This window comes from Streptosporangium canum (genome assembly GCF_900113865.1).
In the GTDB taxonomy this organism is placed as follows: Bacteria; Actinomycetota; Actinomycetes; order Streptosporangiales; family Streptosporangiaceae; genus Streptosporangium; species Streptosporangium canum.
This window is the reverse complement of record NZ_FOQY01000004.1, coordinates 272,595-295,635: the sequence shown is the minus strand read 5'-3', so window position 1 is coordinate 295,635 and position 23,041 is coordinate 272,595. Positions and strand designations below refer to the sequence as shown.

The window sequence follows — 23,041 nt, the reverse complement described above, 5'->3', positions numbered from 1 at the left end:
GGGGCGGCCCCTGGTTCGGCGGCTGCGCCGGAGCGGGCGGCGGATAGCCGTAGCCGGGCGGCGGCCCCTGGACCGGCGGCGGGGGATAGCCCTGGCCCGGAGGCGGAGCCTGCGGATAGCCCTGCGGCGGGCCCTGGGGAGGATAGCCCTGCGGCGGCGCCTGGGGCGGCGCGGGAGCCCAGGCGGGCGGCGGCTGGACAGGGTACGGGTTGCCCTGAGGCGGAGGTGGAGGTGGGAGAGGAGGGTAGTGCCCGTTGCCTGTCACGCTGTCTCCCGTTAACCCGAGCGTCCGATATGGCGCGAAAGCCCGGACCTTTGCCGAATTTGGGGCGTAAGCATACTGATTTCTCACCCGTCACGGATGTCGCTGCGTTCGATTACATTCCGAAATCATCCGAGGTGATCTCCGCGATGTGCAGGACCGATCCCAGCCCGGTGATTTAGCTTCAAAGCCATGAATCTGCAGCAGCTCCGCTATGTGGTCGCGACAGCGGAGCACCGCACCATGACCGATGCGGCCAGGTCGCTGTACATCGCACAACCTGCGCTTTCCCGTGCGATCAGAGACCTCGAACGAGAGCTGGGGATGACGTTGTTCGCCCGTTCCGGGCGGGGCGTGGTCGTCACGGCGCAGGGGCGCCGGGTGGTCAAGCTCGCCAAGGAGGCGCTCGACGCGGTCCGCGAGATCGAGGCACTGTCCAGCCATGGCCATTCCGAGGCGGAACTGCGTATCGCCTCCACCCCCAGCCTTGAGCCGGGGCTGGCCGGACGCCTCCTTCCCGCCTACAGCGCCGAGCACCCCGGAGTGCGCGTGCACATCGTCCGCTGTGACGGGCGGGACGGCGTGGTGAACGCCATCAGGGATCAGCGGGCCGATCTCGGCCTGACGGACCTGCCCGTCCCCGCCGACCTGGTCAGCCACCCGCTGGAGCGTCAGGAGATCGTGCTGATCTCCCCGCCCGGCATGGACCTGCCCAACCCGGTGCCGATGAGCAGGCTCAACGGCATGCGGCTGGTCCTGCCGATCCCCGGCAGCGCCCGGCGCAGGGAGTTCGACGCGCTGTTCGCCAAGTACAGCGTCACCCCGGTGCCGACCGTGCAACTGGACGAGCGCGGCAACTGGCTGAACACGGTCCGCTCGGGCGCGGCCTCCCTGCTCTGGTACCGGGGGATGGCCGAGCAGGCCACCCGGGCCGGGCTGGTGGTCCGCCCCCTCGATCCCTCGGTCCGCCGGGTGATCGCCATCGTCCACGCGCGACGGCGGCTGCCCGCCATCGCCCAGGAGTTCCTGTCGGTGGCCGAAGGTGGGTCGGCCGCCTAGGACCTAGCGTCTGTTCTTCCCGAACCCCCCAGAGGCGGCGCAGGTGGGAGCGCCTGCCTCTCCGACACCGGGCGGTAGGCTCGGTCTCGATGACTATCTTGCGCCTGCGTGGCCGTGAGTTCCGGCCCGGCGAGTTCGCGATCATGGCGGTGGTCAACCGTACCCCGGACTCCTTCTTCGACAGGGGGAGGACGTACGGCTTCGCGGCGGCCCTGGAGGCGGTGGACGCCGCCGTCGACGGCGGCGCGGACATCGTGGACATCGGCGGCGTCAAGGCGGGCCCCGGAGACGAGGTGGACCCCGCCGAGGAGATCCGCCGGGTGGCCGACCTGGTCGCGGCGGTCCGGGAGCGCCATCCCCAACTGATCATCAGCGTCGACACCTGGCGTGCCGAGGTCGGCGAGGTCGTCGCGGAGGCGGGCGCCGACCTGCTCAACGACACCTGGGGCGGGGTCGACCCCGCCCTGGCGGAGGTCGCCGCCAAGCACGGCATCGGGCTGGTCTGCGCGCACGCCGGCCGCGTCGTCCCCCGCACCCGCCCGCACCGCATCGCCTACGACGACGTGGTCGCCGACGTCGTCGCCTACACCGTCGACCTGGCCGAGCGGGCGGTCGCCGCCGGGGTCCGCAGGGAGTCGATCCTGATCGACCCGGCGCACGACTTCGGCAAGAACACCTGGCACTCCCTGGAGGTCAGCCGCCGGCTGCACGAGATGGTGGCCACCGGCTGGCCGGTGCTCGTCGCCGTCTCCAACAAGGACTTCGTCGGCGAGACCCTCGGCGGCCTCCCGGTCGACGAGCGCCACGCCGGCACCATGGCGACCCTGGCGGTCTCCGCCTGGCAGGGCGCCAGGGTCTTCCGGGTCCACGACGCGGCCTCCGCCCGTACCGCGCTGGCCGTCGTCGCCGAGCTGCGCCGGTAGCCCGTACCGCGCCGGCCGTCGTCGAGCCGCGCCGGTAGCCCGTACCGCGCCGGCGGTCGTCGCCGAGCCGCGGCGACGGTCCCGCCGCGGGCGGGACCGTCGCCCTGGTCGCGGCGGATCGTTCCGTCACCTGCCGCGCGCGGTCACGGTCAGGCGTAGATGACCGACAGGAACCGGATCAGGACCGCCTCGCGCCGGTCGGCCGGCAGCGCGTCCAGGACGGCGTTCACCACGGCCATCTCCGGCTGCCCCGAGCCGCCGAGGTCCACCCCGACGGCCGCCGCGAGCTCGCCGAAGGCGGCGTCGTCCAGGGCGTCCAGGTCCAGGCCCGCGACGAGGTCCACCAGCCCCTCGGGCAGCGCCGCCGGACCACGCTCCCGCGCCGCCTCGGCGGACTCCGCGATCACCTCCAGCATCGCCTCCACCCCCCGGAGGGTCACCCCGGTCACGGTGATGTGGATGTTGGCGGGGATCCCCGCGTAGGAGAGCTGCGGCTGCAGGAACCAGCCGCGCTTCCTGGCCTCGTCGGACAGCACGAACACGTCCACCTCGTCCGAGCCGAAGGCGACCAGGGCCGACTCCGGGTCGCCGAGCACCCTCAGGCCCGGGATCCCGGCGACGCCCTCGCGGAGCCGCCGGGCCGCCGCGAGGGTGGCGCGGCCGAGTTCGAGGTAGCCTTCCCGGCCGAGGGCCTGGAAGGTGGCCCAGGCGCCGCCCAGCGGGCCGGCGGACTTCGAGCTCTGCACGGTGGCGTTGATGACCGTGTAGCCGGGCCACGACGCCGAGGCGAAGTAGGCCTTGCGACGCAGCGCCGGATCGGCGAACAGCACCACCGAGGCGCCCTTGGGGGAGTAGCCGAACTTGTGCAGGTCACAGGAGAGCGAGGTGACGCCGGGCACCGACAGGTCGAACGGCGGGACCCGCGCCCCGGCCTCGCGCAGCCACGGCAGCAGCCATCCGCCCACGCAGGCGTCCACATGGCACAGCACGCCGCGCGCGGAGGCGGCCGCGGCGATCTCGGCGACCGGGTCCACCACGCCCTGCGGGTAGGACGGCGCCGAGGCGACCACCAGCACCGTGTCCTCGGTGATCGCCTCCTCGACGGCCGCGACGGAGGCCCGGAACGTCACCGGATCGACCGGTACGGCGTCCACCGCCACCCCCAGGTAGTGCGCGGCCTTGTGGAAGGCCGGATGCGCGGTGACCGGGACGGCCATCCGGGGACGGCCCCCGACCGGCCGCGCGTCCCGCGCCGCCTTCACAGCCAGCATGATCGACTCGGTGCCGCCGCTGGTGAAGATGCCGGACCCGCCGCCCAGCAGCTCGGCGACCGCGCCGACGACCTGCTTCTCCATCTCCACCACGCTGGGGAAGGCGGTCGGGTCGAGGGTGTTGACCTCCAGCATCTCGAAGTAGGCGCGGGCCGCGGCCTCGTGCACCTCCGGTCGCCCGGTGTCGTAGACGTACGCGGTCACCTTGCCCCCGCGCACCGGCAGGTCGTCCTGCTTGAGCCGGGAGATCTCAGCGAGCAGTTCCTCGATGTCCCGGCCCTTCTCAGGCAGGCTCATGAATCTCCTTGGGGGATACGGCCCGTGTGAGCCGGTGATAGGCGATGACGAGAGGGAGGCTGAGCAGCATGAGCGCCGCGGGGAGGGCGGTGAAGCCGAGCAGCAGGCCGGTCAGGGCCGAGCCGGGCTGTGCGGCGGGGGCCGCGAGGGGGAGTGCTCCAAGGTCAAGGAGGGTCTCCGGGGAAGGCGACGGTGCGGTGGATCATCCGGTGCAGGAGGGCGCGGAACCTGCGCAGGACCTCGGGGTCGTCCATGTACCGGCGATTGCCGTGCTCGTCGAGCACCCCGCTCTGGGAGAAGCCGTTCACGCACCAGAGCATCGACCACAGGAGGTATTCCATGTCGACGTCGGGGTCGATGTGTCCGCCGGCCATCGCGGGGGCGAGCGCGGATTTGGCGAGTTCGCCCATCGGCCGGGTGTAGCGCAGCTCCAGCTCGGTGACGTCGCTGGCGTCGGAGAGCCACCGGTGCATCCACAGGGCCGGGATCTCGGGGTGGGCCACGCACAGGTCGAGGTACTGGTCGATGATCCGGTGCACCAGGGCGGACGCCTGTTCGGGGCTCGTCACGGGAGCGCCCTCGATCGCCTGCCGCAGGGAGGCCAGCTCGATCTCGTGCACCCAGTCCATGACCGCGAGATACAGCTCGCGCTTTCCTCCGGCCCGCTGGGTGAGTGTGGCGACGTCCATCCCGGCGGCCTCGGCGATCTGGCTGATGGAGGTCGCGTCGTAGCCCAGGGCGGCGAACAGTCGGGTCGCGACCCGCAGGATCAGCTCCCGCTGGCCGCCATCAGCGGAAGTCATGAAAATGACGTTAGATCCGAAAACACGCCCCGGCCAATCACTGGATGGACAAGCCTCCGTCAAGATAGCGGAAGTCGTACGGGGGCCCGTGTTCCGGGGTGGTCTCCCGGCGCCGGACCACGTCCACGGGGTGGTCTCCCGGTGTCAGATCGCGTCTTCGGGGAGGTCCCCGGGCAGGGTGAGCACGCAGTGCACCATCTCGTGCAGGTAGGCGCGGAAGCGCCGCAGGGTCTCCGGGTCCTCGGGACCCACGCGGTTGCCCTCGTCGTCGAGCACCCCGCCGCGGGAGAAGGCGTGGGTGCACCAGATCACCGACCAGATCACGTACTTCATGTCGGGAGAGCCGCGGGTCAGCGGTTCGAGGGCCTCGGTGACGTACTGGACCAGCGGCTGGACGTACTGGCGGTCCAGCTCGGTGACGTCGCTGGCGTCGAACAGCCAGCGGTGCATCCAGAGCGCGGGGAACTCGGAGTTCTGGGCGCAGAAGTCGATGTAGTCGTCGATGAGGTGGTGCACGGCGGCCGAGGCCTCCCCGGGCGCGGCGGCGGCGATCTCCCCGACCGACCTCTCCAGGCCGGCCAGCTCGGCGTGGTGGGCGCGCTCCATGACCGCGAGATACAGCTCGCGCTTGCCTCCGGCCCGCTGGGTGAGTGTGGCGACGTCCATCCCGGCGGCCTCGGCGATCTGGCTGATGGAGGTCGCGTCGTAGCCCAGGGCGGCGAACAGTCGGGTCGCGACCCGCAGGATCAGCTCCCGCTGACCGCCATCAGCGGAAGTCATGAAAACGACGCTAGATCCGGAAACGAGGCCGGGCCAATCACCGGACGGGCAAACCTCGGTCAAGATAGCGGAAGTCGCACGACGGCCCGCAGACCGGGGCGGGCGTCCTCCAGATGGACCGCGCCGCCGTGGGCGTGGACGGTCTCGCGGACGATGGCCAGGCCCAGCCCCGCCCCGCCCTCGTCGCGGCTGCGCGCGCTGTCCAGCCGGGTGAACCGGTCGAAGACCCGTTCCCGATCGGGCTCGGGGATGCCGGGGCCGTCGTCGGTGACGGTGAGCACCGCGTCGGCGCCTTCGGCGCGGAGCTCCACCGCCACCGGGGCGTCGGTGTGCCGCAGCGCGTTGTCCACCAGGTTGATCAGGACCCGCCCCAGGTCCAGTGCGGCCCCGGCCACCACGATCGCCCCGTCACCGACCTTCACGGTGACGGCCTCGCCGTACCGCTCGACGGTCTGGGGGACGAGCTGGTCCAGCTCCACCGGCTCCCTGCGGGACGGCGCGCCGCCGCGCTCGTCCAGGCGGGCCAGTGCGAGCAGGTCCTCGGCCAGCCGGGCCAGGCGCATGGTGTCCTCCAGCACGCCCTCGGCCGTCTCCTGCCAGTCCTGCCCGTGCGGATGGCCGAGGGCCACCTCCAGCTGGAGCCGGATGCTGGCCAGCGGGCTGCGCAGTTCGTGCGCCGCGTCGGAGACCAGGGCCCGCTGCCGGGCGTCGGCCTTCTCCAGCCTGGCGAGCATGTCGTTGAGCGTGACGGCCAGGCTGTGCACCTCGTCATGGGCCTCGGGCACCGGCAGGCGCCGGGAGCGGGCGGTGTCGGTGATCTCCTCCGCGCCCCGGCGCAGCGCGGCGATGGGCCGCAGGGTCCTGCCGATGATCATCCAGCTCGCCCCGCCGAGCAGCACCAGCAGCAGCGGGGTGCCGACGACCAGGACGTGCCCGGCCGTGGTGATGCTGGTCTGCACCTCGCTGAAGGGACGGGCGGCGATCACCGTCAGGCCCCGGTCGGCGCTGAGCACCCGCACGCGCAACAGGTGCGGGATCCCGTACGGCCCGCCGTCCAGGAACCGCGCCTGCCCCTCCCCGATCGCCGCCGCCCGCCCCCCGGCGTTCAGCAGCGGGACCAGCCGGTCGGTTCCGGTGGTGGCATGGGTGATCCGCCCGGCGGCGTCGACGACCTGCAGGAGGGTGCCGTCCGGCGAGGTCATCTCGTCCGGCAGCCGGTCGGCGTCGGCCAGCGAGACCGTGTCGCGGGCCCGCTGGTAGATCGAGTCGTCGATGGTGGCGATCAGCGACCTGCCGAGCACGCTGATCATCACGTAGGCCGAGAGCATCAGCGCCGCGCCGAGCGCGACCGAGGCCACCGCGGTCAGCCGGAAGCGCAGGCTTTTACGCCGCCACCAGCCGGCCGTGCGCGGTCCCCGGCGGACGCGCTCGCGGGGACGCGGATCAGCCGCCATCGCCGGCCAGCCGGTATCCGGCCCCCCGCACCGTCTGCAGGGCGGTCCTGGAGAACGGCACGTCGATCTTGCGGCGCAGGTAGCCGACGTAGACCTCGACCACGTTGGGGTCGGTGTCGAAGGTGTCCCAGACGTGCTCCAGGATCTCCGTCTTGGAGACCACCTCGTCGTGGCGGCGCATCAGATACTCCAGGAGCGCGAACTCCCTGGGAGTCAGCTCCACCGGCGTCTCGCCCCGGGAGACCCGCCTGCGCGCGGGGTCCAGCGACAGGTCCCCGGCCCGCAGCACCGACGGGCGCCGGTTGGCGCCGCGCCGCAGCAGCGCCCTCAGCCTGGCCACCAGCACGACGTAGGAGAACGGCTTGGTCAGGTAGTCGTCGGCGCCCAGATCGAGCCCGTCGGCCATGTCGTACTCGCCGTCCTTGGCCGACAGCATCAGGATCGGCACCCAGTTCTCCTCGGCCCGCAACCGCTTGCAGACGTTGTAGCCGGAGAGCCTGGGCAGCATGATGTCCAGCACGACCACGTCGTAGTCGCCCTGCCTGGCCAGGTGCAGACCGTCCTCGCCGTCGTGCGCGAGATCGACCGCGAACCCCTCGGCCTGCAGTCCGCGCTGGAGCGCCGCGGCCATCCGGCGCTCGTCCTCCACGACGAGAACCCGCATCCTCCACCCCCTCCGGTGTCCGCCCCATCTTCGGCCAGCACGCCTGAGAGGCGGCTGAGAACCCTGTGAGCCCTCTCAGTCTGTCTCAGCTCCGGCACAGGAGCGGTCACGCAAGCTACAGATGTCAGGGATTGACGGCATACGGTGAAGGAGTGACATGTCAGAGCAGACGAGACGGGGCCGCGCGGTGAGGTGGGGAGTGCCGATCGCCACGGTCGCGCTGGTCGCCGGGGCCATCGGCGCGGGTCCGGTGATCGCGGCGGTCCAGGGGGATCCGGTGCTGCCCGAGCGCACCGCCGCGCAGTTGCTGGCCGACGCCGTCCGGGCCACCGAGTCCGGTGTGAAGCCCATGTCGGGCACCGTGATGCAGACCGCCTCCCTCGGCCTGCCGGGACTGCCGGAGGTGGCGGGGATGGGCGGCACGTCGCCCGCGGCCCTGCTGGCGGGCTCGCACGAGCTCAAGGTCTGGTACGGCGGCGAGGACCGGTTCCGGTTCGCCCTCCCCGGGCGGATGAGCGAGACCGACCTGATCGTCAACGGCGACCAGGCCTGGCTGTGGGAGAGCGGGACCAACAAGGCCACCCGGATCAAGGGCGCCGGCCAGGCGGGGCCGGACCATGACAGGGCCCTGCCCATGGCCACCACCCCGCAGCAGGTCGCCGACGAGGCGCTGAAGCGGGCCGAGGCCGGCACCGCGGTCAGCGTGAGCAACACCGAGAAGGTCGCCGGCAGGCCGGCCTACCAGCTCGTCCTGACCCCCAAGGACGGCTCCTCCCTGGTCAAGGAGGTCAAGCTGGCGCTCGACGGCGAGACCTTCGTCCCGCTGCGGGTCCAGGTCTACGCCAAGAGCGCGGCCGAACCGGCCTTCGAGATCGGCTTCACCTCGGTGACGTTCACCCCGCCCGCTCCGGACAACTTCACCTTCACCCCGCCCGCGGGCGCGAAGGTGGAGGAGAAGTCGCTCGCCGACCTGGGCCGCAGACCGGAGGCCGGTCAGGAGCGGGCCGAAGCGCTGAAGAGCGAGATCACGACCGTGGGCGAGGGCTGGACCACGGTCGCGGTGCTCCCGTTCTCCACGCGGGACCTCACGGATCCGGCTCAGGGGCAGGACGGCCGGCCCGGCGGGCAGGACGCGACCATGGTCGCCGACGCCCTGCTGAAGTCGGCCAGGCAGGTCAGCGGGGCGTGGGGCAGCGGCAAGGTCATCCAGACCAAGCTGGTCTCCGCGCTGCTGACCGACGACGGCCGCCTGCTGGTCGGCGCGGTCACTCCCGAGAAGCTGACCGAGGCGGCCGGGCGGAGATGAGCGGGACGCGGAGACCTGCGGGGGAGCGGTGCTGACCGTCCGCGAGCGGACGCCGTCCGCCACGCTCCCCGCCGAGGACTGCTCGATCGTCACGCGCGGGCTGACCAAGCGTTTCCGGAGCGGTCAGGTGGCCGTGGACGCCCTCGACCTGGCCGTGCCCAGGGGGTCGGTCTTCGGCTTCCTCGGCCCGAACGGCTCGGGGAAGACCACGACCATCCGCATGCTGCTCGGCCTGGCCGCGCCGACCGGGGGCACCTGGGAGCTGCTCGGTACGCCGATGCCGGGTGGCATGGCCGCCGTGCTGTCACGCGTGGGGGCGCTGGTCGAGGGGCCGGCGTTCTACCCCTACCTGTCGGGTGAGGCGAACCTGCGCCGCTACGACGCCGCCGACCCGGCGGCCGACCCGCGCACGGCCTCGGCCAGGATCGGGCTGGCCCTGGACCGGGTCGGGCTGGCCGCCGCGGCCCGCAAACGCTACCGGGCCTACTCGCTGGGCATGCGCCAGCGGCTGGCGATCGCCGCGGCGCTGCTCGGGCCGAGGGAACTGCTGATCCTCGACGAGCCGACCAACGGTCTCGACCCGCAGGGCACCCGCGAGGTGCGGGGGCTGATCAAGGAGATCGCCGCCGGGGGGACGACCGTGTTCGTCTCCTCCCACCTGCTGGCCGAGGTGGAGCAGATGTGCTCCCACGTCGCCGTCATGCGGACCGGGCGCCTGGTCGCCCAGGGGCCCATCGCCGGGCTCCGGGCCGGGGAGGCGGTGCGGATCCGGGTGGAGACGCCGGACCTCGCCGAGGCGGCGGCCGTACTGGCCGCCTCCGGGCTGGCACAGGTCCGCACCGGCGACGGCGAGGTCAGCGCCGAGCTGGGCTCGGACGCTCCGGAGCGGATCTGCGCGGCGCTGGTGGCCGGCGGTGTCGCCGTACGCGGCCTGGCCGTGCAGCGGCCGAGCCTTGAGGACGTGTTCGTGGGCCTGACCGGAGAGGGTTTCGATGTCAACGGTTAGCGGGCAAGAGGCCGTGTCCGTCGGGACGGGCGCCGCGCCGCTCCCCGGGGCGCGGGCGGTGGGCGCCCCCCGGGCGTGGCTGCGGCTGCTCGGCTCGGAGGTGGGGCTGACCTTCCGGCGGCCGAGGAACATCGCCATGCTGGCCGTGCTCGCCCTGGTTCCGGTGCTGATCGGCGTCGCGCTGCGGACGTTCGGCGGGCCGGGCGAGACCGAAGGGGGCCCCTCGGTCTTCGGGCAGGTCACCGGCAACGGCCTGTTCCTCACTTTCGCCGCGCTCTCGATTCTGGTGCAGCTGCTGCTGCCGGTCGCGGTCGCGGTGGTCGCCGGAGACTCGGTCGCCGGGGAGGCGGGCCTCGGCACGCTGCGCTACCTGCTGGCCGCCCCGGCCGGCCGGACCCGGCTGCTGGGCGTCAAATACGCCAACGCCGTCGTCTTCTGCCTGGCGGCCGTCGCCGCGGTGGCACTGTCGTCGCTGCTGGTCGGGGTGCTGCTGTTCCCGGCCGGGCCGATCACGCTGCTGTCCGGGGGGACGATCCCGCTGCTCGACGGCGTGCTCAGGATCGGCGTCGTCGTGCTGTACGTCACGGCGGGCATGGCCGCCCTGGCCGCCGTGGCGCTGGCGTTCTCGACGATGACCGAGGTGGCCGTCGGCGCCATCGCCTCGACGGTGGGGCTCGTCGTCGTCGTCCAGGTGCTCGGCGTCATCCCGCAGCTCTCCGTGTTCCAGCCCTACCTGCTGACGCACTGGTGGAACGGCTTCGACGGGGTGCTGCGCGATCCGATGGCCACCGGCGAGATGGGCCAGGGCCTGCTGGTCTTCGCCGCCTACATCGCGGTCTTCGGCTCGATCGCCTGGGCCCGCTTCACCGGCAAGGACATCACCTGCTGAACCTGCCGACCCCCGACCGGCGGGCCGTGCCCGGGTCCGCCGGTCGGGATCGTCCCCCGGACGGGGACGCCTGCGCTCTCTGCGTATTTCTACGTGGTCGGGCGCGCCCGGACATGTGATCGTCCATGGACCGGCCGTGCGGGTTCCGCGCCGCCGTACACAGGCGATGGGCACCCGAGGGCGGGAGCGTCGATGGACGAGGCGCGCGAGCGGATCCCGCTCGGCAACCGGCGGCTCTTCGGCACCGGGGATCTCGACGAGGCCCGCGAGCGGGTGGCGCGCGTGTTCTGCCCGCACCGGCTGGAGCTGACCGGTGAGGTGTCGCGGCTGGCCGCGCGGTTCCACTCCGCCCAGCTCGGCGCCGTGCGGATGAACTACCTGGACTACGGGACGGACGTCCGCATCGAACCGGGGGAGCTGGAGTCCTTCTTCCTGGTGCAGATCCCGCTGGCCGGGCGGAGCCTGATCCGGTGCGGCGGGCAGGAGATCGTCTCGACGTCCCGGCTGGCCTCCCTGCCGTCGCCGTCGGAGCACCTCGACATGCGCTGGGAGGCGGGCTGCCCCCAGCTGATCGTCAAGTTCGACCGGACGGCCGTCGAGGGCGCGCTGGAGCTGATGCTGGGGGAGCGGCTCGACCGGCCGATCGTCTTCGACCTGGGCATGGACATGACGGCGGGCTGGGCGCGGGCCTGGCGGTCGATGGCCGACCTGATCATCGGGGAGGCCGAGCACGGCGACGGGCTCGCCGTGCAGCCGCTGGCGATCGCCCATCTGGAGAACGCGATGCTCACCTCCCTGCTCACCATGCAGCCGTCCAACTACCGGGCGCGGCTGAACACCCCCCGTCCTCCCGCCGTGCCCAAGGTGGTGCGCCGGGCGATGGAGTTCATCGACGGCCACGCCCACCAGCCGCTGACGACCGACGACGTGGCGCGCGCGGTGGCGGTCAGCGGCCGATCGTTGCAGGAGGGGTTCCGCCGCCATCTCGGCCTGACCCCGATGACCTACCTCAGGGACGTGCGCCTGGGCCGGGTCCACGAGGAACTGGTGACCGGCGACCCGGCCCGGTGCACCGTGACCGGGGTGGCCGCGCGATGGGGCTTCCTGCACCAGGGGCGGTTCGCCGCGGCCTACCGCGCGCGGTACGGGCAGACGCCCTCGCACACGCTGCGCGGCCGCTGACGGCCCGCGGCCCGCGGCGGGCCCGGGAACTCCGCGCCAGGCGGACGGAGTCCGCGCTGAGCGGATAGCCCGTACGGCGCCGCCCGCCGTACCTTTTCACCAGGCGCCGCGGCCGGCCACCTCCCTCACCGGGAGCCTCTCGGACCTCCTTCAGACCTTCGGAAAGGACATGTCACCATGCGTAGAATCCTCGTCGTCGGAGCCGGTCAGGCGGGCCTCCACCTCGCCGCCGGCCTGCTGCGGAACGGTTACGACGTCACCGTGGTCTCCAACCGCACCCCGGATGACATCCGCGACGGCCACGTCATGTCGGGCCAGGTCATATTCGGCACGGGCCTCGGCCATGAGCGCGACCTCGGCCTGGACCTGTGGGCGGACGACTGCCCCCCGATCGACGGGATCCAGTTCACCGTCCCGGGCCCCGACGGCGGCAGGGCGATCGACTGGGCGGCCCGGCTGGACACGCCCGCCCGCTCGGTCGACCAGCGGCTGAAGATGCCCGCCTGGATGGCCGAGGTGGAACGGCTCGGCGGGAAGATCGTCATCCACGACGCGACGGTGGACGACCTGGAGACCTACGCCGCCGGGTACGACCTCGTCCTGGTCGCCGCGGGCAAGGGGCCGATCGCCTCGCTGTTCGAACGGGACGCCTCGCGCTCGCCCTACGACGCCCCGCAGCGGGCCCTGGCCGTCACCTATGTCACCGGCCTCACGCCGCGACCCGAGCACTCCGCGGTCTGCTTCAACCTGATCCCCGGGGTCGGGGAGTACTTCGTCTTCCCCGCGCTCACCATGACCGGCCCCTGCGAGATCATGGTGTTCGAGGGCGTTCCCGGCGGGCCGATGGACTGCTGGGCGGACGTGCGCACCCCCGCCGAGCATCTGGCCAGGAGCCGGTGGGTCCTGGAGACCTTCCTGCCGTGGGAGGCCGACCGCTGCGGCGGCGTCGAGCTCACCGACGAGCGGGGCGTCCTGTCCGGCCGCTTCGCTCCGGCCGTCCGCAGGCCCGTGGCGACGCTCCCCTCGGGCGCCGCGGTCCTCGGGGTCGCCGACGTCGTCGTGCTCAACGACCCGATCACCGGGCAGGGCGCCAACAACGCCGCCAAGTGCGCCGCCTCCTACCTCGCCAGCATTCTGGAGCGCGGCGAGCGGCCGTTCGACAGGGCCTGGATGGAGGGGGCCTTCGAGCGCCACTGGGAGGACGCCCGGCACACCACCGCCTGGACGAACGCGCTCCTGGCGCCCCCGCCCCCGCACGTGCTGGAGATCCTGGGCGCGGCCGGCCGGCTGCCCGAGGTGGCCTCCCGCTTCGTCAACGGCTTCGACGACCCGTCGGACTACGCCGGCTGGTTCATGGACCCCGCCGGGGCGGGCGAGTACCTGGCGCGGATCGGCGCCTGAGGAGATGTCATGAGATCTCTGCGCGACGCGTTCGGCCAGTTCGCGACCGGGGTGGCCGTGGTCACCACCGTCACCCCGGACGGGGACCGGGCCGGAGTCACCGTCAACTCCTTCACCTCGGTCTCCCTCGACCCGCCCCTGGTCCTGTGGTGCCTGTCCAGGAACGCTCCCAGCGCGCCGGTCTTCCTGCGGGCCGGGCGGTTCGCGGTCAACGTCCTGGCCGCGGGGCAGGACCACCTGTCACAGCGGTTCGCCAGGCCGATGCCCGACAAGTTCGCCGGGGTGGAGACCCGTCCCGGCCCCGGCGGGCCGCCGCTCCTCGTCGGGGCCCTGGCCCACTTCGCCTGCCGTACGCTGACCACCCACGACGGGGGCGACCACGTCATCTTCGTCGGCGAGGTCGGCTACTTCCAGCGCTCGGAGGGCGAGCCGCTGGTCTTCCACGCGGGCGGCTACGGCGAGTTCGCCGGGGCGGACCGGGCCGGAGTCCGGCCCGTCCTGGCCCGCCCGGCGTAGACCCGCCCGCCCGGCGTGGCCGGCCGGGCGGTGAGATCCACTCGCCCGGCGCAGGTCCACTCACCCGGCACGGGTCCGCTCACGGGCGCGGCTCCGTGCCGGGCGGCGGCGTCAGGTCGCGACGGCCTTCAGGCAGACGTCCAGCCGCTCCCGGGCCTCCGCGTCGTCGATCGCCGCCAGCACGGCCCCGTAGTCCTCGGCCGCCTCGGCGTAGCGCGCCGCCTCCTGGTAGACCACGGCCCGGTTGAACCGGATCGCGGGCGTGCCGGCCAGTTCGACCGCCCGGTCCAGGTCTCCGGCGGCGCCGGCCAGGTCGCCGGCCTCGAAGGCCAGTTCGCCCCGGGCGGCCCACGCCTCCGCCAGGGCGTCGTCACGCCGGAGCGCCGCCGCCAGGGCGTCGCGGGCGGCGTCGGCGTCGCCCCGCTCGGCGAGCAGCTTCCCCTTCAGGCAGAGCAGGTGGGCGTTGTCCGGGGCGAGGGCGAGCCCGGCGGTCGTGACACGCCAGGCGGCCTCGGCGTCGTCCAGCTCGTGCAGCAGCCCGGCCAGGTTCACGTGGGCGTCCACATGGCCGGGATCCAGTTCGATGGTGTAGACGAAGTCGGCCACCGCCCCCGGCACGTCGCCGAGTTCGAGCCGGGCGTCGGCGAGGTTGTAGTAGGCCTCGGGGAACGGCGGGGACAGCCGCAGAGCGCGCTCGTAGGCGGCGACGGCCTCCTCGTTACGGCCCAGGCGGCGCAGGATGTTGCCGATGTTGAAGTGGTGCTCGGGGAACTCCGGGTCGAGCTCGACGACCATGGCGTAGTCGGCCAGCGCCTCCTCCAGACGGCCCGTCATGCCGAACACCTGGGCGCGGTTGTAGCGCAGCACGGCGCGGTGCAGGGCGTGCTCGTCCGCTTCGAGCTCCCGGTCCAGCCGGGCCATCCCGTCCTCCAGCAGCCGCAGGGCCACGTCGGAGCTCTTCTGCCGCACCTCGACCAGGGCCAGCCCGTTGTTGGCGAAGACCGAGTGGAAGGCGCGCTCCTTCCGGTCGCCCAGCAGCGACGCGATCGCGACGGACAGGTTCATCCAGGCCCTGGCCTGCTGGTAGTCCCGGCGCTCCTCGGGATAGTGGCGGGCGTAGAGCATCGCGGTGCCGTAGGCGAGGTCCATGTGCACGACCGGGTCCTGGGTCACCCCGCGGGCCTCGTCGTAGATCGCGTTCGCCTCGTCGGCGCGGCCGAGCGAGGCCATGCAGGTGCTGGTGGAGTTGGTGAAGTACCACCAGAGCTCCTCCTGCGCGGGCCGGTCCACGATCGCGCGGGCGCGCAGTCCCAGCTCGACGGCCGCCTGGTAGAGACCGATGTCCTTGCAGTGCTGGAGCGCCTTCCGGATGGCGTCCAGCCCCGCCCCGCGGGGGTCGCTGCCGTGCTCGGCGTGGTAGGGGACGGCGCCGAGCAGCAGGGAGAACTCTCCCCGGCCGGCCAGCAGCGCCGCGCGCTCGTCGTGCAGGCGGGCGCGCTCCTCCCGGGGGAGCCGTTCGTAGGCGGCGAGGAGTTCCGGGTCGTCACCGGTGCCGTCGCCGGCCACGTAGTCCCAAGCTTCCCCGACCGCGGAGGCGGGAGAGGCGGGGCAGTCGACGGGCTCGGCGTGGGCCGCCAGGACGCTCGCCAGCGAGACGGCGATCTCGCCCGGCGGGTCGGCGACCGGGTCGGGGCCGGTGCCGACCACGACGGTCAGCTGCCCGAGGTCGCTGCGGCGCAGCAGCACCGCGGCGAACTCCTGGTCGGTCGGGTCGGCCTGGTGGATGTTCTCCAGGACCAGGGTGCGCGGCCCGCCGCCGGCCGCGGCGAGATAGTCGCGGAGGAACTCGGCCAGGCCGTTGGAGACGTTCAGGGTGTGCAGCCGGGAGTAGAAACGCGTGCGCTCCTTCTCCCCGACGCTCCACTCCAGGGTCGACCAGGCCGAGGGCACGACGCCGGCGAGCTCCGGCGTGCTGGTCAGCAGCTCGATGTTGTGGGCGGGGCCCAGCTCGGGACGGAGGGCCAGGGCCTCCGCGGCGATCGACCGGATCAGCGTGCCGGCGGCGGTGTAGGGGCCCCGCAGCCGCCGGTGCGCGTCGATCACCGCCAGCGTCGGCGGCAGGTCGAGCCCGTCCCTGGACCGGTCGCGGTCGCGGCGCCGGGCGCCTCTGAGCCAGTAGTGGTTGCCCATGTGATGAGTCCCTTCAGGCGATGACGTGGGCGAGCCGCCGCTGCGCGCGCCGATGCCGGCGGTCACGGATCATCAGCCAGGCGATGATCACGAACTGCAGGACGACCAGGCCGGAGAAGACGGCCGAGTCCAGCAGTTCCTCCCAGCCGACCTCGCCGCCGCCGGTGAAGCGCCCGAGCACCCCCACGAGCATCCGGTAGCCGATCGGGACGGCCGCCAGGGCGAAGGAGCCGATGCTCACCGCGTAGCCGACGACGATCAGCCAGGAGTACCAGCGCGCCGTACGCCGGTCGGTCTCGTGCCAGCCCGACTCGTCGACCAGGCGCCCGGTACGGCCCAGCAGCCGGTTGACCCGGTTGCGCAGGTACTGCTTGGCGGTGTCGTGCAGGTCGACGCAGCCGAGGGCGGTGGATATGAGCACGTACAGGTCGGTGCGGAGATAGAAGGAGAACTGCCAGACCACCCGGATCAGCACCGCGAACGCGATCGCCAGGCAGACCTTCCCCCCGAGGGAGAAGGCGCCCGAGGGCTCCCGGGTGAGGTCGGCGACGAGGGTGAGCACGGCCATGACGAGCACGTCGGCCAGCATCCCGGCCAGGATCGGCAGGTATCTCCTGCGGCGCGGCACGGCGACCAGGCCGGGCAGCGACGTCTCCAGCACGATGAAGTAGAGCCTGCGCCCGATCGTCAGGGTGGAGCGCAGCCCCAGGCGCCGTCCGGCCAGGGCGTGGAAGGCCTCGTGCAGCAGGAGCTGGGGGATGGCGAAGACGAACAGCGCGGCCTGGACGACGGTGTAGTAGTCGGTGAAGAAGACGTGGTTGTAGGTCGGCGCCAGGTCGGGCCGCCGGACCATGGTGACCAGCGCCCACGCGGTGAGCGCGGCGTAGGCGATCCAGGCCGGGGGCGAGAAGAGCGCCGCGCCCAGCCGTTGCCAGCGCACCGGGGCCGGGGCCGTCTCCGCCGCCGCGACCGTCTCCGCCGTGTCCGCGGGCCTGACGAACTCCAGCTCTCCGAGGGCCGCGATCACGTCGTCCATGTCGACGCCCTCGCCGTACTCGTCCAGGTACCAGGCGGCCGTGTCGCGCGGGGTGGCGCCCGCCTCCAGCCTGCGCACGATCTCGGCGCCGTCGGCGGGGAAGATGCCGTAGGAGTCGATGTCCGGCCTGCCGACCGTCACCTCCTCGCCGTCGGCGAGGTAGACGAGCTGGTGCAGCGGGAGCGGTCGGTCGGGGTCGTAGCCGGCACTCGCGGTCACCACGGGGCCTTTCCGTGCATGGGGGCGGAAGGAATCGTGCGGGTGCCGGCAGGCACCCGCACGGGGGTCCCGCCTAGTTGGGCACCTTGTAGATCGAGCAGGCCGCGGCGGTCAGGCGGATCGGGCCGACCTTACGAATCTTGATCTTCTTCATCTGTGCACCCCCTCCCTGCGTCGAAGGTTCCGCATCACCATGACCGGTGGTGCTGGAGCGCCGCCGACGCCGTACTGGACGGGAGATCCCCTGCGGAGGTGGGGGGATCCAGCGGGGTGCCAGCGCGGCTCCAGTGGCCGGACTTTGACAGGTCGGGCCCTCGCACATGACTAGGTCAAATCGTATGATTCTCTGGTTTGCGCCATCCGCTGCGGGTCTGACCTGGATGGGGATATGACGGACATACGGTTCCGCCTGCTTGGTCCACTCCGGATGTGGAGGGGAGAGACCGAAGTCAAGATCGGCTCGGACAAGCAACGGGCCGTGCTGGCCCTGCTCCTGCTCCGGGCCGGATCGCCGGTCAGACGTCAGGAGATCATCGACACGCTCTGGGGCGACGACACCCCCGAGTCGGTGGTCAACCTGGTACAGACCTACGTGGGGAGGCTGCGGCGCCAGATCGATCCGGGCAAGGGCGCCTATTCGGCCTCGACCTGGCTGGCGGGGATGGGCACCGCCTACGTGGTCCGGCTCGACCGGTGCGACGTCGACCTGGTCCGCTTCCGCGCGGGGGTGGCGGGGGCCCGCTCGGCCGCGTCCCCGGAGGAGTCCCTGGCACTGCTGCTCTCCGCGCTGCGGATGTGGAACGGGCCATGTCTGGCCGACCTCGACCACGTGCTGCGCGGCCACCCCTGGGTCCGCGCCATCGAGCACGAGCGGATCGACACGCTGCTGGAGGCCGCCAAGACCGCGCAGCGGCTCGGCCGGTCGGCCGACGTCATCCCGCAACTGCGCGCGGTCGCCGCCGCCGAGCCACTCAACGAGGCCGTCCACACCTCGCTCGTGCTCGCCTTGGCCGCGTCCGGGATGCAGGCCGAGGCACTGGCCGAGTACGGGCTCATCCGCCTCAGGCTGGCCGAGGAGCTGGGCGTCGACCCCGGATCCCAGCTCCGCGACGCCTACTTCCAGGTGCTGCGCCAGGAGACGCGCTACGAGGGCGCCGGCGTCGCCGAGCCGCCCTGCCCGTCCCTGCTGCCCGCCGACATCGCCGACTTCACCGGCAGGGAGAAGCTGGTCGAGCAGCTGGGCGCTCTCATCGCCGACCGCAGGCCTGGACCGATCCCGGTGTCGACCATCACCGGCAGGGCGGGCGTCGGCAAGACGACGCTGGCGGTGCACCTGGCGCACCGAATGAGCGGCGACTTCCCCGGCGGCCAGCTCTACGCCGACCTCCGGGGCTCCGCGGAGCAGCCCGCCGACCCCTCCCGGGTGCTCACCCGGTTCCTGCGCTCGCTGGGCATCGGCGGCCAGGCGATCCCCGAGGACGCGGACGAGCGCGCCGAGCTGTACCGCACGCAGCTCGCCGGCCGCCGGGTCCTCGTCGTGCTGGACGACGCCGCCGACCAGGCCCAGGTACGGCCGCTGCTGCCCGGCTCGCCCTCCTGCTCCGTCATCGTGACGAGCCGGTCCCGGATGGCCGGCTGGCCCGGCGCGCACGCCGTCGACCTCGACCTGCTGGAGCCTCACCACGCCGGCGACCTGCTCGCGGTGATCGTCGGCGCGGAGCGGGTCGCGCCCGAGCCCGAGGCCGCCACCGAGCTCGTCCGGCTCTGCGGACGGCTGCCGCTGGCCATCCGGGCCGCCGCCACCCGGCTCGCCGCCCGCCCCCACTGGACGCTCGCCAGGATGGCCGGCCGCATGGCCGACGAACGGCATGGCCTCGACGAGCTCTCGGACGTGCGGGCCACCCTCGCGCTCGGCTACCGCAGGCTCGACGAGCCCGCCCAGCGGGCCCTGCGCCTGCTCGGGCTGCTGGACCTTCCGACCTTCGCCCCGTGGCTGGTCGCGGGGGTGCTGGAGGCGTCCACGGAATCGGCCGAGGACCTCATCGACGCGCTCGCCGACGCCTACTTCCTGGACACCGCCGGGGTCGACGCCGTCGGCCAGCCCCGTTACCGCTTCCACGAGCTGGTGCGCCGCTACGCCCGGGAGCTGGCGCTCAGGGAGGAGAGCGAGGCCACCGTCAGGACGGTCGTCATCCGTGCCCTGGCCATCCTGCTGGCGCTGGCCCAGGACGCCGACGGCCGCCTGCCGTACACCGTCCGGGCGCCGCTCTACGGGCGGTCGCCGCGCTGGCCGCCGCCGGCGGACGTCCGTGAGCCGCTGCTCGCCGACCCGCTGGCCTGGTTCGACAGCGAGCGGCCCTGCCTGGTCGCCGCGGTGCTGCAGGCGTCCGGCCTGGGCCACGACGAGCTGGCCTGGGAGCTGGCCGCCGCCACGCTGAACGCCGCGATCATCCGGACGCCGTGGGCCGAGATCGGGGCCACCCACCGTTCGGCGCTCCTGGCCTGCCGCGCCACCGGCAACAGGCGCGGCGAGGCGGTCATGCTGCGCGGCCTGGGTGAGCTGGACCACCACCTGGGGCGGCGGCAGGAGTGCCTGGACACCCTGAACCGTGCGCGCGTCCTCTTCGCCGAGATCCGCGACGCCCCCGGCGAGGCCGACACCGCCGCCCGCCTCGACGTGCTCCGGGCGAGGACGGCGCAGGCGACCTGACTTCACCGCGACGGCCCCGCGGAGAGGACTCCGCGGGGCCGTCGCCTCTGGTCCTGGCGCCTCAGGAGACGCGGTTGCCGCGGCGCAGGCCGAGCACGCCGACCACGAGCCCGGCGAGCCCGGCCAGCAGGCCGGCGCCGCCCAGCAGGCGGGCGGTGCCGTCGGAGGAGTCCGCTCCGGCGGCCGCGACCGGGACCATCGTCGGCACGGAGAAGGTGGCCGCGGCCGACGGGGCCGCGACCGGGGCCGGGGCCGGGGAGGCCGCGCCGTGGCCGTCGCCTCCGGCGGAGGCGGGCGTGAGCTTCAGGACCGGGGCCGGGCGCTCGGGCTCGGAGCCGTCGGCCTTGGGCTCGTCGTCCCACTTCACGACCTCGCCGCCGCTGTAGGTCTGGGTCGCGGGGAAGACGAGGTGGTCGGTGTCCTTGGGCAGCGCGCCCATGGACACCTCGAACTCCTGGAACTGGCCGGGCCCGATCTTCCCGCCCGACCAGGTGATCTTCGTGACGGCCTCGGTGATCTCGCCGTACTCGGTGGTGACGGGTTTGGGCAGCTTGCTCTCGGTTACCTTGACCTCCCAGCCGGGCAGCGGCTTGACCGAGACGAACGGCAGCGGGTGGTCGGTGGGGAAGGCGATCTCGACCTTGTTGGTCGAGGCGTCGTCACGCTCGTTCGGGACCCGGAAGGCGACCTTGCTGAAGCCGCCCTGCTCGGCGCTGCCGGGGTTGACGGTCACGTGGGCGAGGGCGGGCAGGGCCAGCCCGAGGGTGAGGGCGGTGACGCCGGCGGTCACGGCGACGGCACGGCGGCAGGCGGAGGAAAGCGACACGGGGGTTCTCCACTTCGATGCATGGGCTTCGAGCACGCCGGGGCGCGCGAAGCGGGAAAGGGGGATGGCTTCGAGCACGCCGGGGCGTGCGAAGCGGGAAAGGGGGTGGGAGGAGGGTCAGCGGGCGGGAAGTGGAGGACCACGCCTGCTGACGGTGTGACGGAGGACGGCCCGCGCGGGAGTGGGCACGACGGCGGGGACGGCCGCGCGCGCGGGAGCGGCGGGCGCCACGGGACAGGGCAGCAGCCGGAGCGTCGCGCCCAGACGTCCTCGCGCCGCGCGGAGCAGCGCCCACAGGGCGCCCTCGCCGCGTGCCAGCCACCAGCCGGTGATCAGCGTGGCGGTGAGGTGCGCGACCAGCATGCCCAGGTCCTCGCCCAGCCCCTGCCCGTGGGGGTGCGCGGTCAGTGAGATCCCCGAGGGGTCGCCGTAGGCGAACAGCTCGTGCAGGAAGAGCTGCATGGCCGACAGCCCCACGCTGATCGTGGCGGTGGACCGCTCGCGTCCGGCGAGCAGGACCGCCAGGGCCGTAACCGTCGCGGTCCCGGTGGCCATCGCCCACGGCGCGGGTCCCGAACCGCCCGCGGCCAGGTGGCCGAGAGCGGCGAGCATCACGCAGACGGCCGAGAAGGCGGCCGCCCGCGTGAGGCGTAACGGGAGTCGAGCATGCATGGTGATACATATGCTCTCACGCACCCCGCAACGCCTGCCGTTTAATGGCATTTGTCGCTATGGTTGCCGCGACCGTGACAAGCGTAACCAGCCGAGGCGGTGGTGATGCGGCACTTCTCCGGGCTGCTCGTGGGGTTGGTCATGACGGCTGCCCTGCTGTTCGGCGGGGGCTGGGCGGTGCAGGAGGCCGGTGCGGACGCCGTCGCGCTCTCCGGCGAGAGCGGTCCGCGGATCTGGATCGTGCTGGGCGTCATGGCCGGGATCGGCCTGCTGTTCGGCCTGGTGGTCGCCGGCCGGGTCTCGCCGCTGGCGACCTTCGTCCCGTCGATGGTCCTGCTCTCCTGGAACGTCGTCTACGCCCTCGACGCCAAGCGCGCCGCCGGACTGATCGCCGACGCCGTCTCCCTCCACCCGGCGCTCGCCCCGGTCGGCCGGGGCGCGGCCCCGCTGCTCGCCGGCGGCGTCTACGCCCTCCTCGGCGTGGCGCTCTTCGTCCCCGTCCTCATGCCCTCCCGCTGGTCCGGCCGGGTCCGCGAGGACGACGACGGCTACGAGCGCTCCAACGACGAGGGCTACTACTAGCGGGCGCCGCGAACGACAGGCCCGCACTGCCGTAGAGGAACATCACCTCGGCCAGGCCGAAGCCGGCCAGCGACCCGGTGTGCTCGAAGATCACCCAGATCGCCAGGACGTCCAGCGCGTTGACGGCGAACGAGCCGATCACCATCGCCGACCAGGGCAGCGCGCCGGCCAGGGAGCCGAGCCAGCCGGGGAACAGGTTCAGCGGCAGCACCAGTGCCTGCATCGGCCGCCGGTCCGGATGCGGGTCGCCCAGGTGTTTCGGGCCCGATTCAGGTCCGTCGAGTTTGGGAAGGTCGGATGGTGAGGTTGTCCAGTGGTCCGGCCGCTCCGTCGATCCGGATCGCGGTATGGGATAATTTCCGCTAGTCAGACAGCCTTTGACCTGCTCCCCCCCTGGCTCGATAGGGAGAGAGGACAGGCATGGACATCACGCCGCAGGCAGTCGTCCTTCCGAAGGAGACCGACCTCCTCGAACAGGGGAAGTACGGTCCCGTCTTCCCGAAGACCCCGGCGTGCTACGGGTTCACCATCATCGCCGACGTCAAGCCCGGCCGGGCCGAGGCGATCCGCAACTACGGCCATACGCTGGCCAAGGCGCTGGAGGCCGACCCGCGGCTGCTCGCCCCGCTGAAGCTGCACTACCTGCGCTGGGTGCTCTTCGACGACGACACCCGGTTCATGTACCAGGCGATCTTCGACACCGACTTCGACAAGTACACCGAAGACGCCATCGCGCTGTTCACCGCGGCGGGAGTGAACACGGCGTTCGAGAACCTCGAGGGGTTCCCCGAGGACTGGAAGACCAACCCCGAGGCCTTCGTCAGGTTCGTCCGGGAACACCACTGCCCGAGCTTCATCGAGTACGGAGAGTATCCGTACGTCACCGCCGATGAGATCAAAAAGGCGCTGCGGGTCAAGAGCGCGCTGTCGGAGATGCTCGACCAGTTGCAGTGAGTCAGACCTCTGCCCGTATGCCCCGTTGTCGATCGGAGA

The 23,041-nt window shown here is 72.6% G+C and carries 21 protein-coding genes; 11 read left to right on the top strand and 10 right to left on the bottom strand.

The genetic code is table 11. The features are described from left to right. Positions 1-454 precede the first annotated feature (454 nt). Both BM085_RS08005 and folP read left to right on the top strand, forming a co-directional pair. Entirely contained in the window at positions 455-1,321 is an 867-nt protein-coding gene (locus BM085_RS08005) for a LysR family transcriptional regulator (RefSeq protein WP_093886362.1), read from the top strand. Between the two features lie 89 nt (positions 1,322-1,410). Next, positions 1,411-2,244 (top strand): dihydropteroate synthase, encoded by an 834-nt coding sequence (gene folP / locus BM085_RS08000; RefSeq protein WP_093886361.1) that lies wholly within the window; start codon positions 1,411-1,413, stop codon positions 2,242-2,244. 149 nt (positions 2,245-2,393) lie between these two features. Here the strand turns inward: folP and BM085_RS07995 are convergent, their stop codons facing one another. The 5 genes from BM085_RS07995 to BM085_RS07975 form a co-directional block, all read right to left on the bottom strand. Beyond that, a complete protein-coding gene (locus tag BM085_RS07995; RefSeq protein WP_093886360.1) occupies positions 2,394-3,812 on the bottom strand; it encodes a pyridoxal phosphate-dependent decarboxylase family protein in 1,419 nt (472 codons plus the stop codon). 164 nt (positions 3,813-3,976) lie between these two features. Continuing rightward, on the bottom strand, positions 3,977-4,615 hold the full coding sequence (locus BM085_RS07990; RefSeq protein WP_093886359.1) for a TetR/AcrR family transcriptional regulator: 639 nt from the start codon (positions 4,613-4,615) through the stop codon (positions 3,977-3,979). 144 nt (positions 4,616-4,759) lie between these two features. Further along, positions 4,760-5,395, bottom strand: a complete 636-nt coding sequence (locus tag BM085_RS07985; protein ID WP_093886358.1) for a TetR/AcrR family transcriptional regulator — start codon at positions 5,393-5,395, stop codon at positions 4,760-4,762. 59 nt (positions 5,396-5,454) lie between these two features. Beyond that, on the bottom strand, positions 5,455-6,849 hold the full coding sequence (locus BM085_RS07980; RefSeq protein ID WP_093886357.1) for a sensor histidine kinase: 1,395 nt from the start codon (positions 6,847-6,849) through the stop codon (positions 5,455-5,457). Further along, positions 6,839-7,513: a response regulator transcription factor gene (locus BM085_RS07975; protein WP_093886356.1), complete on the bottom strand. Its 675-nt coding sequence runs from the start codon at positions 7,511-7,513 to the stop codon at positions 6,839-6,841. The genes BM085_RS07980 and BM085_RS07975 overlap by 11 nt, the downstream gene beginning before the upstream one ends. A gap of 157 nt (positions 7,514-7,670) precedes the next feature. On the opposite strand from BM085_RS07975, the gene BM085_RS07970 reads away from it, so the two are divergent. From BM085_RS07970 to BM085_RS07945, 6 genes are all read left to right on the top strand, one after another. After that, a complete protein-coding gene (locus tag BM085_RS07970; RefSeq protein ID WP_093886355.1) occupies positions 7,671-8,819 on the top strand; it encodes a LolA family protein in 1,149 nt (382 codons plus the stop codon). A 28-nt stretch (positions 8,820-8,847) separates the two neighbouring features. Next, positions 8,848-9,825: an ABC transporter ATP-binding protein gene (locus BM085_RS07965; RefSeq protein WP_218158645.1), complete on the top strand. Its 978-nt coding sequence runs from the start codon at positions 8,848-8,850 to the stop codon at positions 9,823-9,825. Between the two features lie 13 nt (positions 9,826-9,838). Continuing rightward, positions 9,839-10,714 carry an ABC transporter permease gene (locus BM085_RS07960; RefSeq protein WP_245789192.1) on the top strand — a complete coding sequence of 292 codons (876 nt, stop codon included), beginning with the start codon at positions 9,839-9,841 and terminating at the stop codon, positions 10,712-10,714. 192 nt (positions 10,715-10,906) lie between these two features. Further along, positions 10,907-11,896, top strand: coding sequence for an AraC family transcriptional regulator (locus BM085_RS07955; protein WP_093886353.1), 990 nt, complete (start codon positions 10,907-10,909; stop codon positions 11,894-11,896). 177 nt (positions 11,897-12,073) lie between these two features. Continuing rightward, on the top strand, positions 12,074-13,297 hold the full coding sequence (locus BM085_RS07950) for a styrene monooxygenase/indole monooxygenase family protein (protein WP_093886352.1): 1,224 nt from the start codon (positions 12,074-12,076) through the stop codon (positions 13,295-13,297). A gap of 9 nt (positions 13,298-13,306) precedes the next feature. After that, the gene (locus tag BM085_RS07945; protein WP_093886351.1) at positions 13,307-13,813 is read left to right on the top strand and encodes a flavin reductase family protein; all 507 of its coding nucleotides are present in this window, start codon (positions 13,307-13,309) and stop codon (positions 13,811-13,813) included. A gap of 111 nt (positions 13,814-13,924) precedes the next feature. Here BM085_RS07945 and BM085_RS07940 read toward each other — a convergent pair whose 3' ends face one another. After that, positions 13,925-16,003, bottom strand: coding sequence for a tetratricopeptide repeat protein (locus BM085_RS07940; protein WP_093886488.1), 2,079 nt, complete (start codon positions 16,001-16,003; stop codon positions 13,925-13,927). A 13-nt stretch (positions 16,004-16,016) separates the two neighbouring features. Next, positions 16,017-17,261, bottom strand: coding sequence for a hypothetical protein (locus tag BM085_RS07935; RefSeq protein WP_093886350.1), 1,245 nt, complete (start codon positions 17,259-17,261; stop codon positions 16,017-16,019). 424 nt (positions 17,262-17,685) lie between these two features. On the opposite strand from BM085_RS07935, the gene BM085_RS07930 reads away from it, so the two are divergent. Continuing rightward, positions 17,686-19,968 carry an AfsR/SARP family transcriptional regulator gene (locus BM085_RS07930; RefSeq protein ID WP_177245000.1) on the top strand — a complete coding sequence of 761 codons (2,283 nt, stop codon included), beginning with the start codon at positions 17,686-17,688 and terminating at the stop codon, positions 19,966-19,968. Between the two features lie 61 nt (positions 19,969-20,029). Here the strand turns inward: BM085_RS07930 and BM085_RS07925 are convergent, their stop codons facing one another. Together BM085_RS07925 and BM085_RS07920 are read right to left on the bottom strand one after the other, a co-directional pair. Then, a complete protein-coding gene (locus tag BM085_RS07925) occupies positions 20,030-20,794 on the bottom strand; it encodes a YcnI family copper-binding membrane protein (RefSeq protein WP_093886348.1) in 765 nt (254 codons plus the stop codon). Between the two features lie 117 nt (positions 20,795-20,911). Then, positions 20,912-21,466: an MFS transporter gene (locus BM085_RS07920; protein WP_245789191.1), complete on the bottom strand. Its 555-nt coding sequence runs from the start codon at positions 21,464-21,466 to the stop codon at positions 20,912-20,914. A gap of 105 nt (positions 21,467-21,571) precedes the next feature. Between BM085_RS07920 and BM085_RS07915 the strand changes: the two genes are divergently transcribed. Then, positions 21,572-22,048, top strand: a complete 477-nt coding sequence (locus BM085_RS07915) for a hypothetical protein (protein WP_093886487.1) — start codon at positions 21,572-21,574, stop codon at positions 22,046-22,048. Here the strand turns inward: BM085_RS07915 and BM085_RS44250 are convergent. Continuing rightward, positions 21,969-22,271: a hypothetical protein gene (locus BM085_RS44250; protein WP_093886346.1), complete on the bottom strand. Its 303-nt coding sequence runs from the start codon at positions 22,269-22,271 to the stop codon at positions 21,969-21,971. The genes BM085_RS07915 and BM085_RS44250 overlap by 80 nt on opposite strands. A 197-nt stretch (positions 22,272-22,468) precedes the next feature. Between BM085_RS44250 and BM085_RS07905 the strand changes: the two genes are divergently transcribed. Further along, entirely contained in the window at positions 22,469-23,002 is a 534-nt protein-coding gene (locus BM085_RS07905) for a hypothetical protein (protein WP_093886345.1), read from the top strand. Positions 23,003-23,041 lie beyond the last annotated feature (39 nt).

Bases quoted from the DNA above. Each gene is read 5' to 3' on its own strand.
- BM085_RS08005 (WP_093886362.1), top strand. From the start codon at position 455: ATGAATCTGCAGCAGCTCCGCTATGTGGTCGCGACAGCGGAGCACCGC.
- folP (WP_093886361.1), top strand. From the start codon at position 1,411: ATGACTATCTTGCGCCTGCGTGGCCGTGAGTTCCGGCCCGGCGAGTTC.
- BM085_RS07995 (WP_093886360.1), bottom strand. From the start codon at position 3,812: ATGAGCCTGCCTGAGAAGGGCCGGGACATCGAGGAACTGCTCGCTGAG.
- BM085_RS07990 (WP_093886359.1), bottom strand. From the start codon at position 4,615: ATGACTTCCGCTGATGGCGGCCAGCGGGAGCTGATCCTGCGGGTCGCG.
- BM085_RS07985 (WP_093886358.1), bottom strand. From the start codon at position 5,395: ATGACTTCCGCTGATGGCGGTCAGCGGGAGCTGATCCTGCGGGTCGCG.
- BM085_RS07980 (WP_093886357.1), bottom strand. From the start codon at position 6,849: ATGGCGGCTGATCCGCGTCCCCGCGAGCGCGTCCGCCGGGGACCGCGC.
- BM085_RS07975 (WP_093886356.1), bottom strand. From the start codon at position 7,513: ATGCGGGTTCTCGTCGTGGAGGACGAGCGCCGGATGGCCGCGGCGCTC.
- BM085_RS07970 (WP_093886355.1), top strand. From the start codon at position 7,671: ATGTCAGAGCAGACGAGACGGGGCCGCGCGGTGAGGTGGGGAGTGCCG.
- BM085_RS07955 (WP_093886353.1), top strand. From the start codon at position 10,907: ATGGACGAGGCGCGCGAGCGGATCCCGCTCGGCAACCGGCGGCTCTTC.
- BM085_RS07950 (WP_093886352.1), top strand. From the start codon at position 12,074: ATGCGTAGAATCCTCGTCGTCGGAGCCGGTCAGGCGGGCCTCCACCTC.
- BM085_RS07945 (WP_093886351.1), top strand. From the start codon at position 13,307: ATGAGATCTCTGCGCGACGCGTTCGGCCAGTTCGCGACCGGGGTGGCC.
- BM085_RS07940 (WP_093886488.1), bottom strand. From the start codon at position 16,003: ATGGGCAACCACTACTGGCTCAGAGGCGCCCGGCGCCGCGACCGCGAC.
- BM085_RS07930 (WP_177245000.1), top strand. From the start codon at position 17,686: ATGTGGAGGGGAGAGACCGAAGTCAAGATCGGCTCGGACAAGCAACGG.
- BM085_RS07920 (WP_245789191.1), bottom strand. From the start codon at position 21,466: ATGCATGCTCGACTCCCGTTACGCCTCACGCGGGCGGCCGCCTTCTCG.
- BM085_RS07915 (WP_093886487.1), top strand. From the start codon at position 21,572: ATGCGGCACTTCTCCGGGCTGCTCGTGGGGTTGGTCATGACGGCTGCC.
- BM085_RS44250 (WP_093886346.1), bottom strand. From the start codon at position 22,271: ATGCAGGCACTGGTGCTGCCGCTGAACCTGTTCCCCGGCTGGCTCGGC.
- BM085_RS07905 (WP_093886345.1), top strand. From the start codon at position 22,469: ATGGACATCACGCCGCAGGCAGTCGTCCTTCCGAAGGAGACCGACCTC.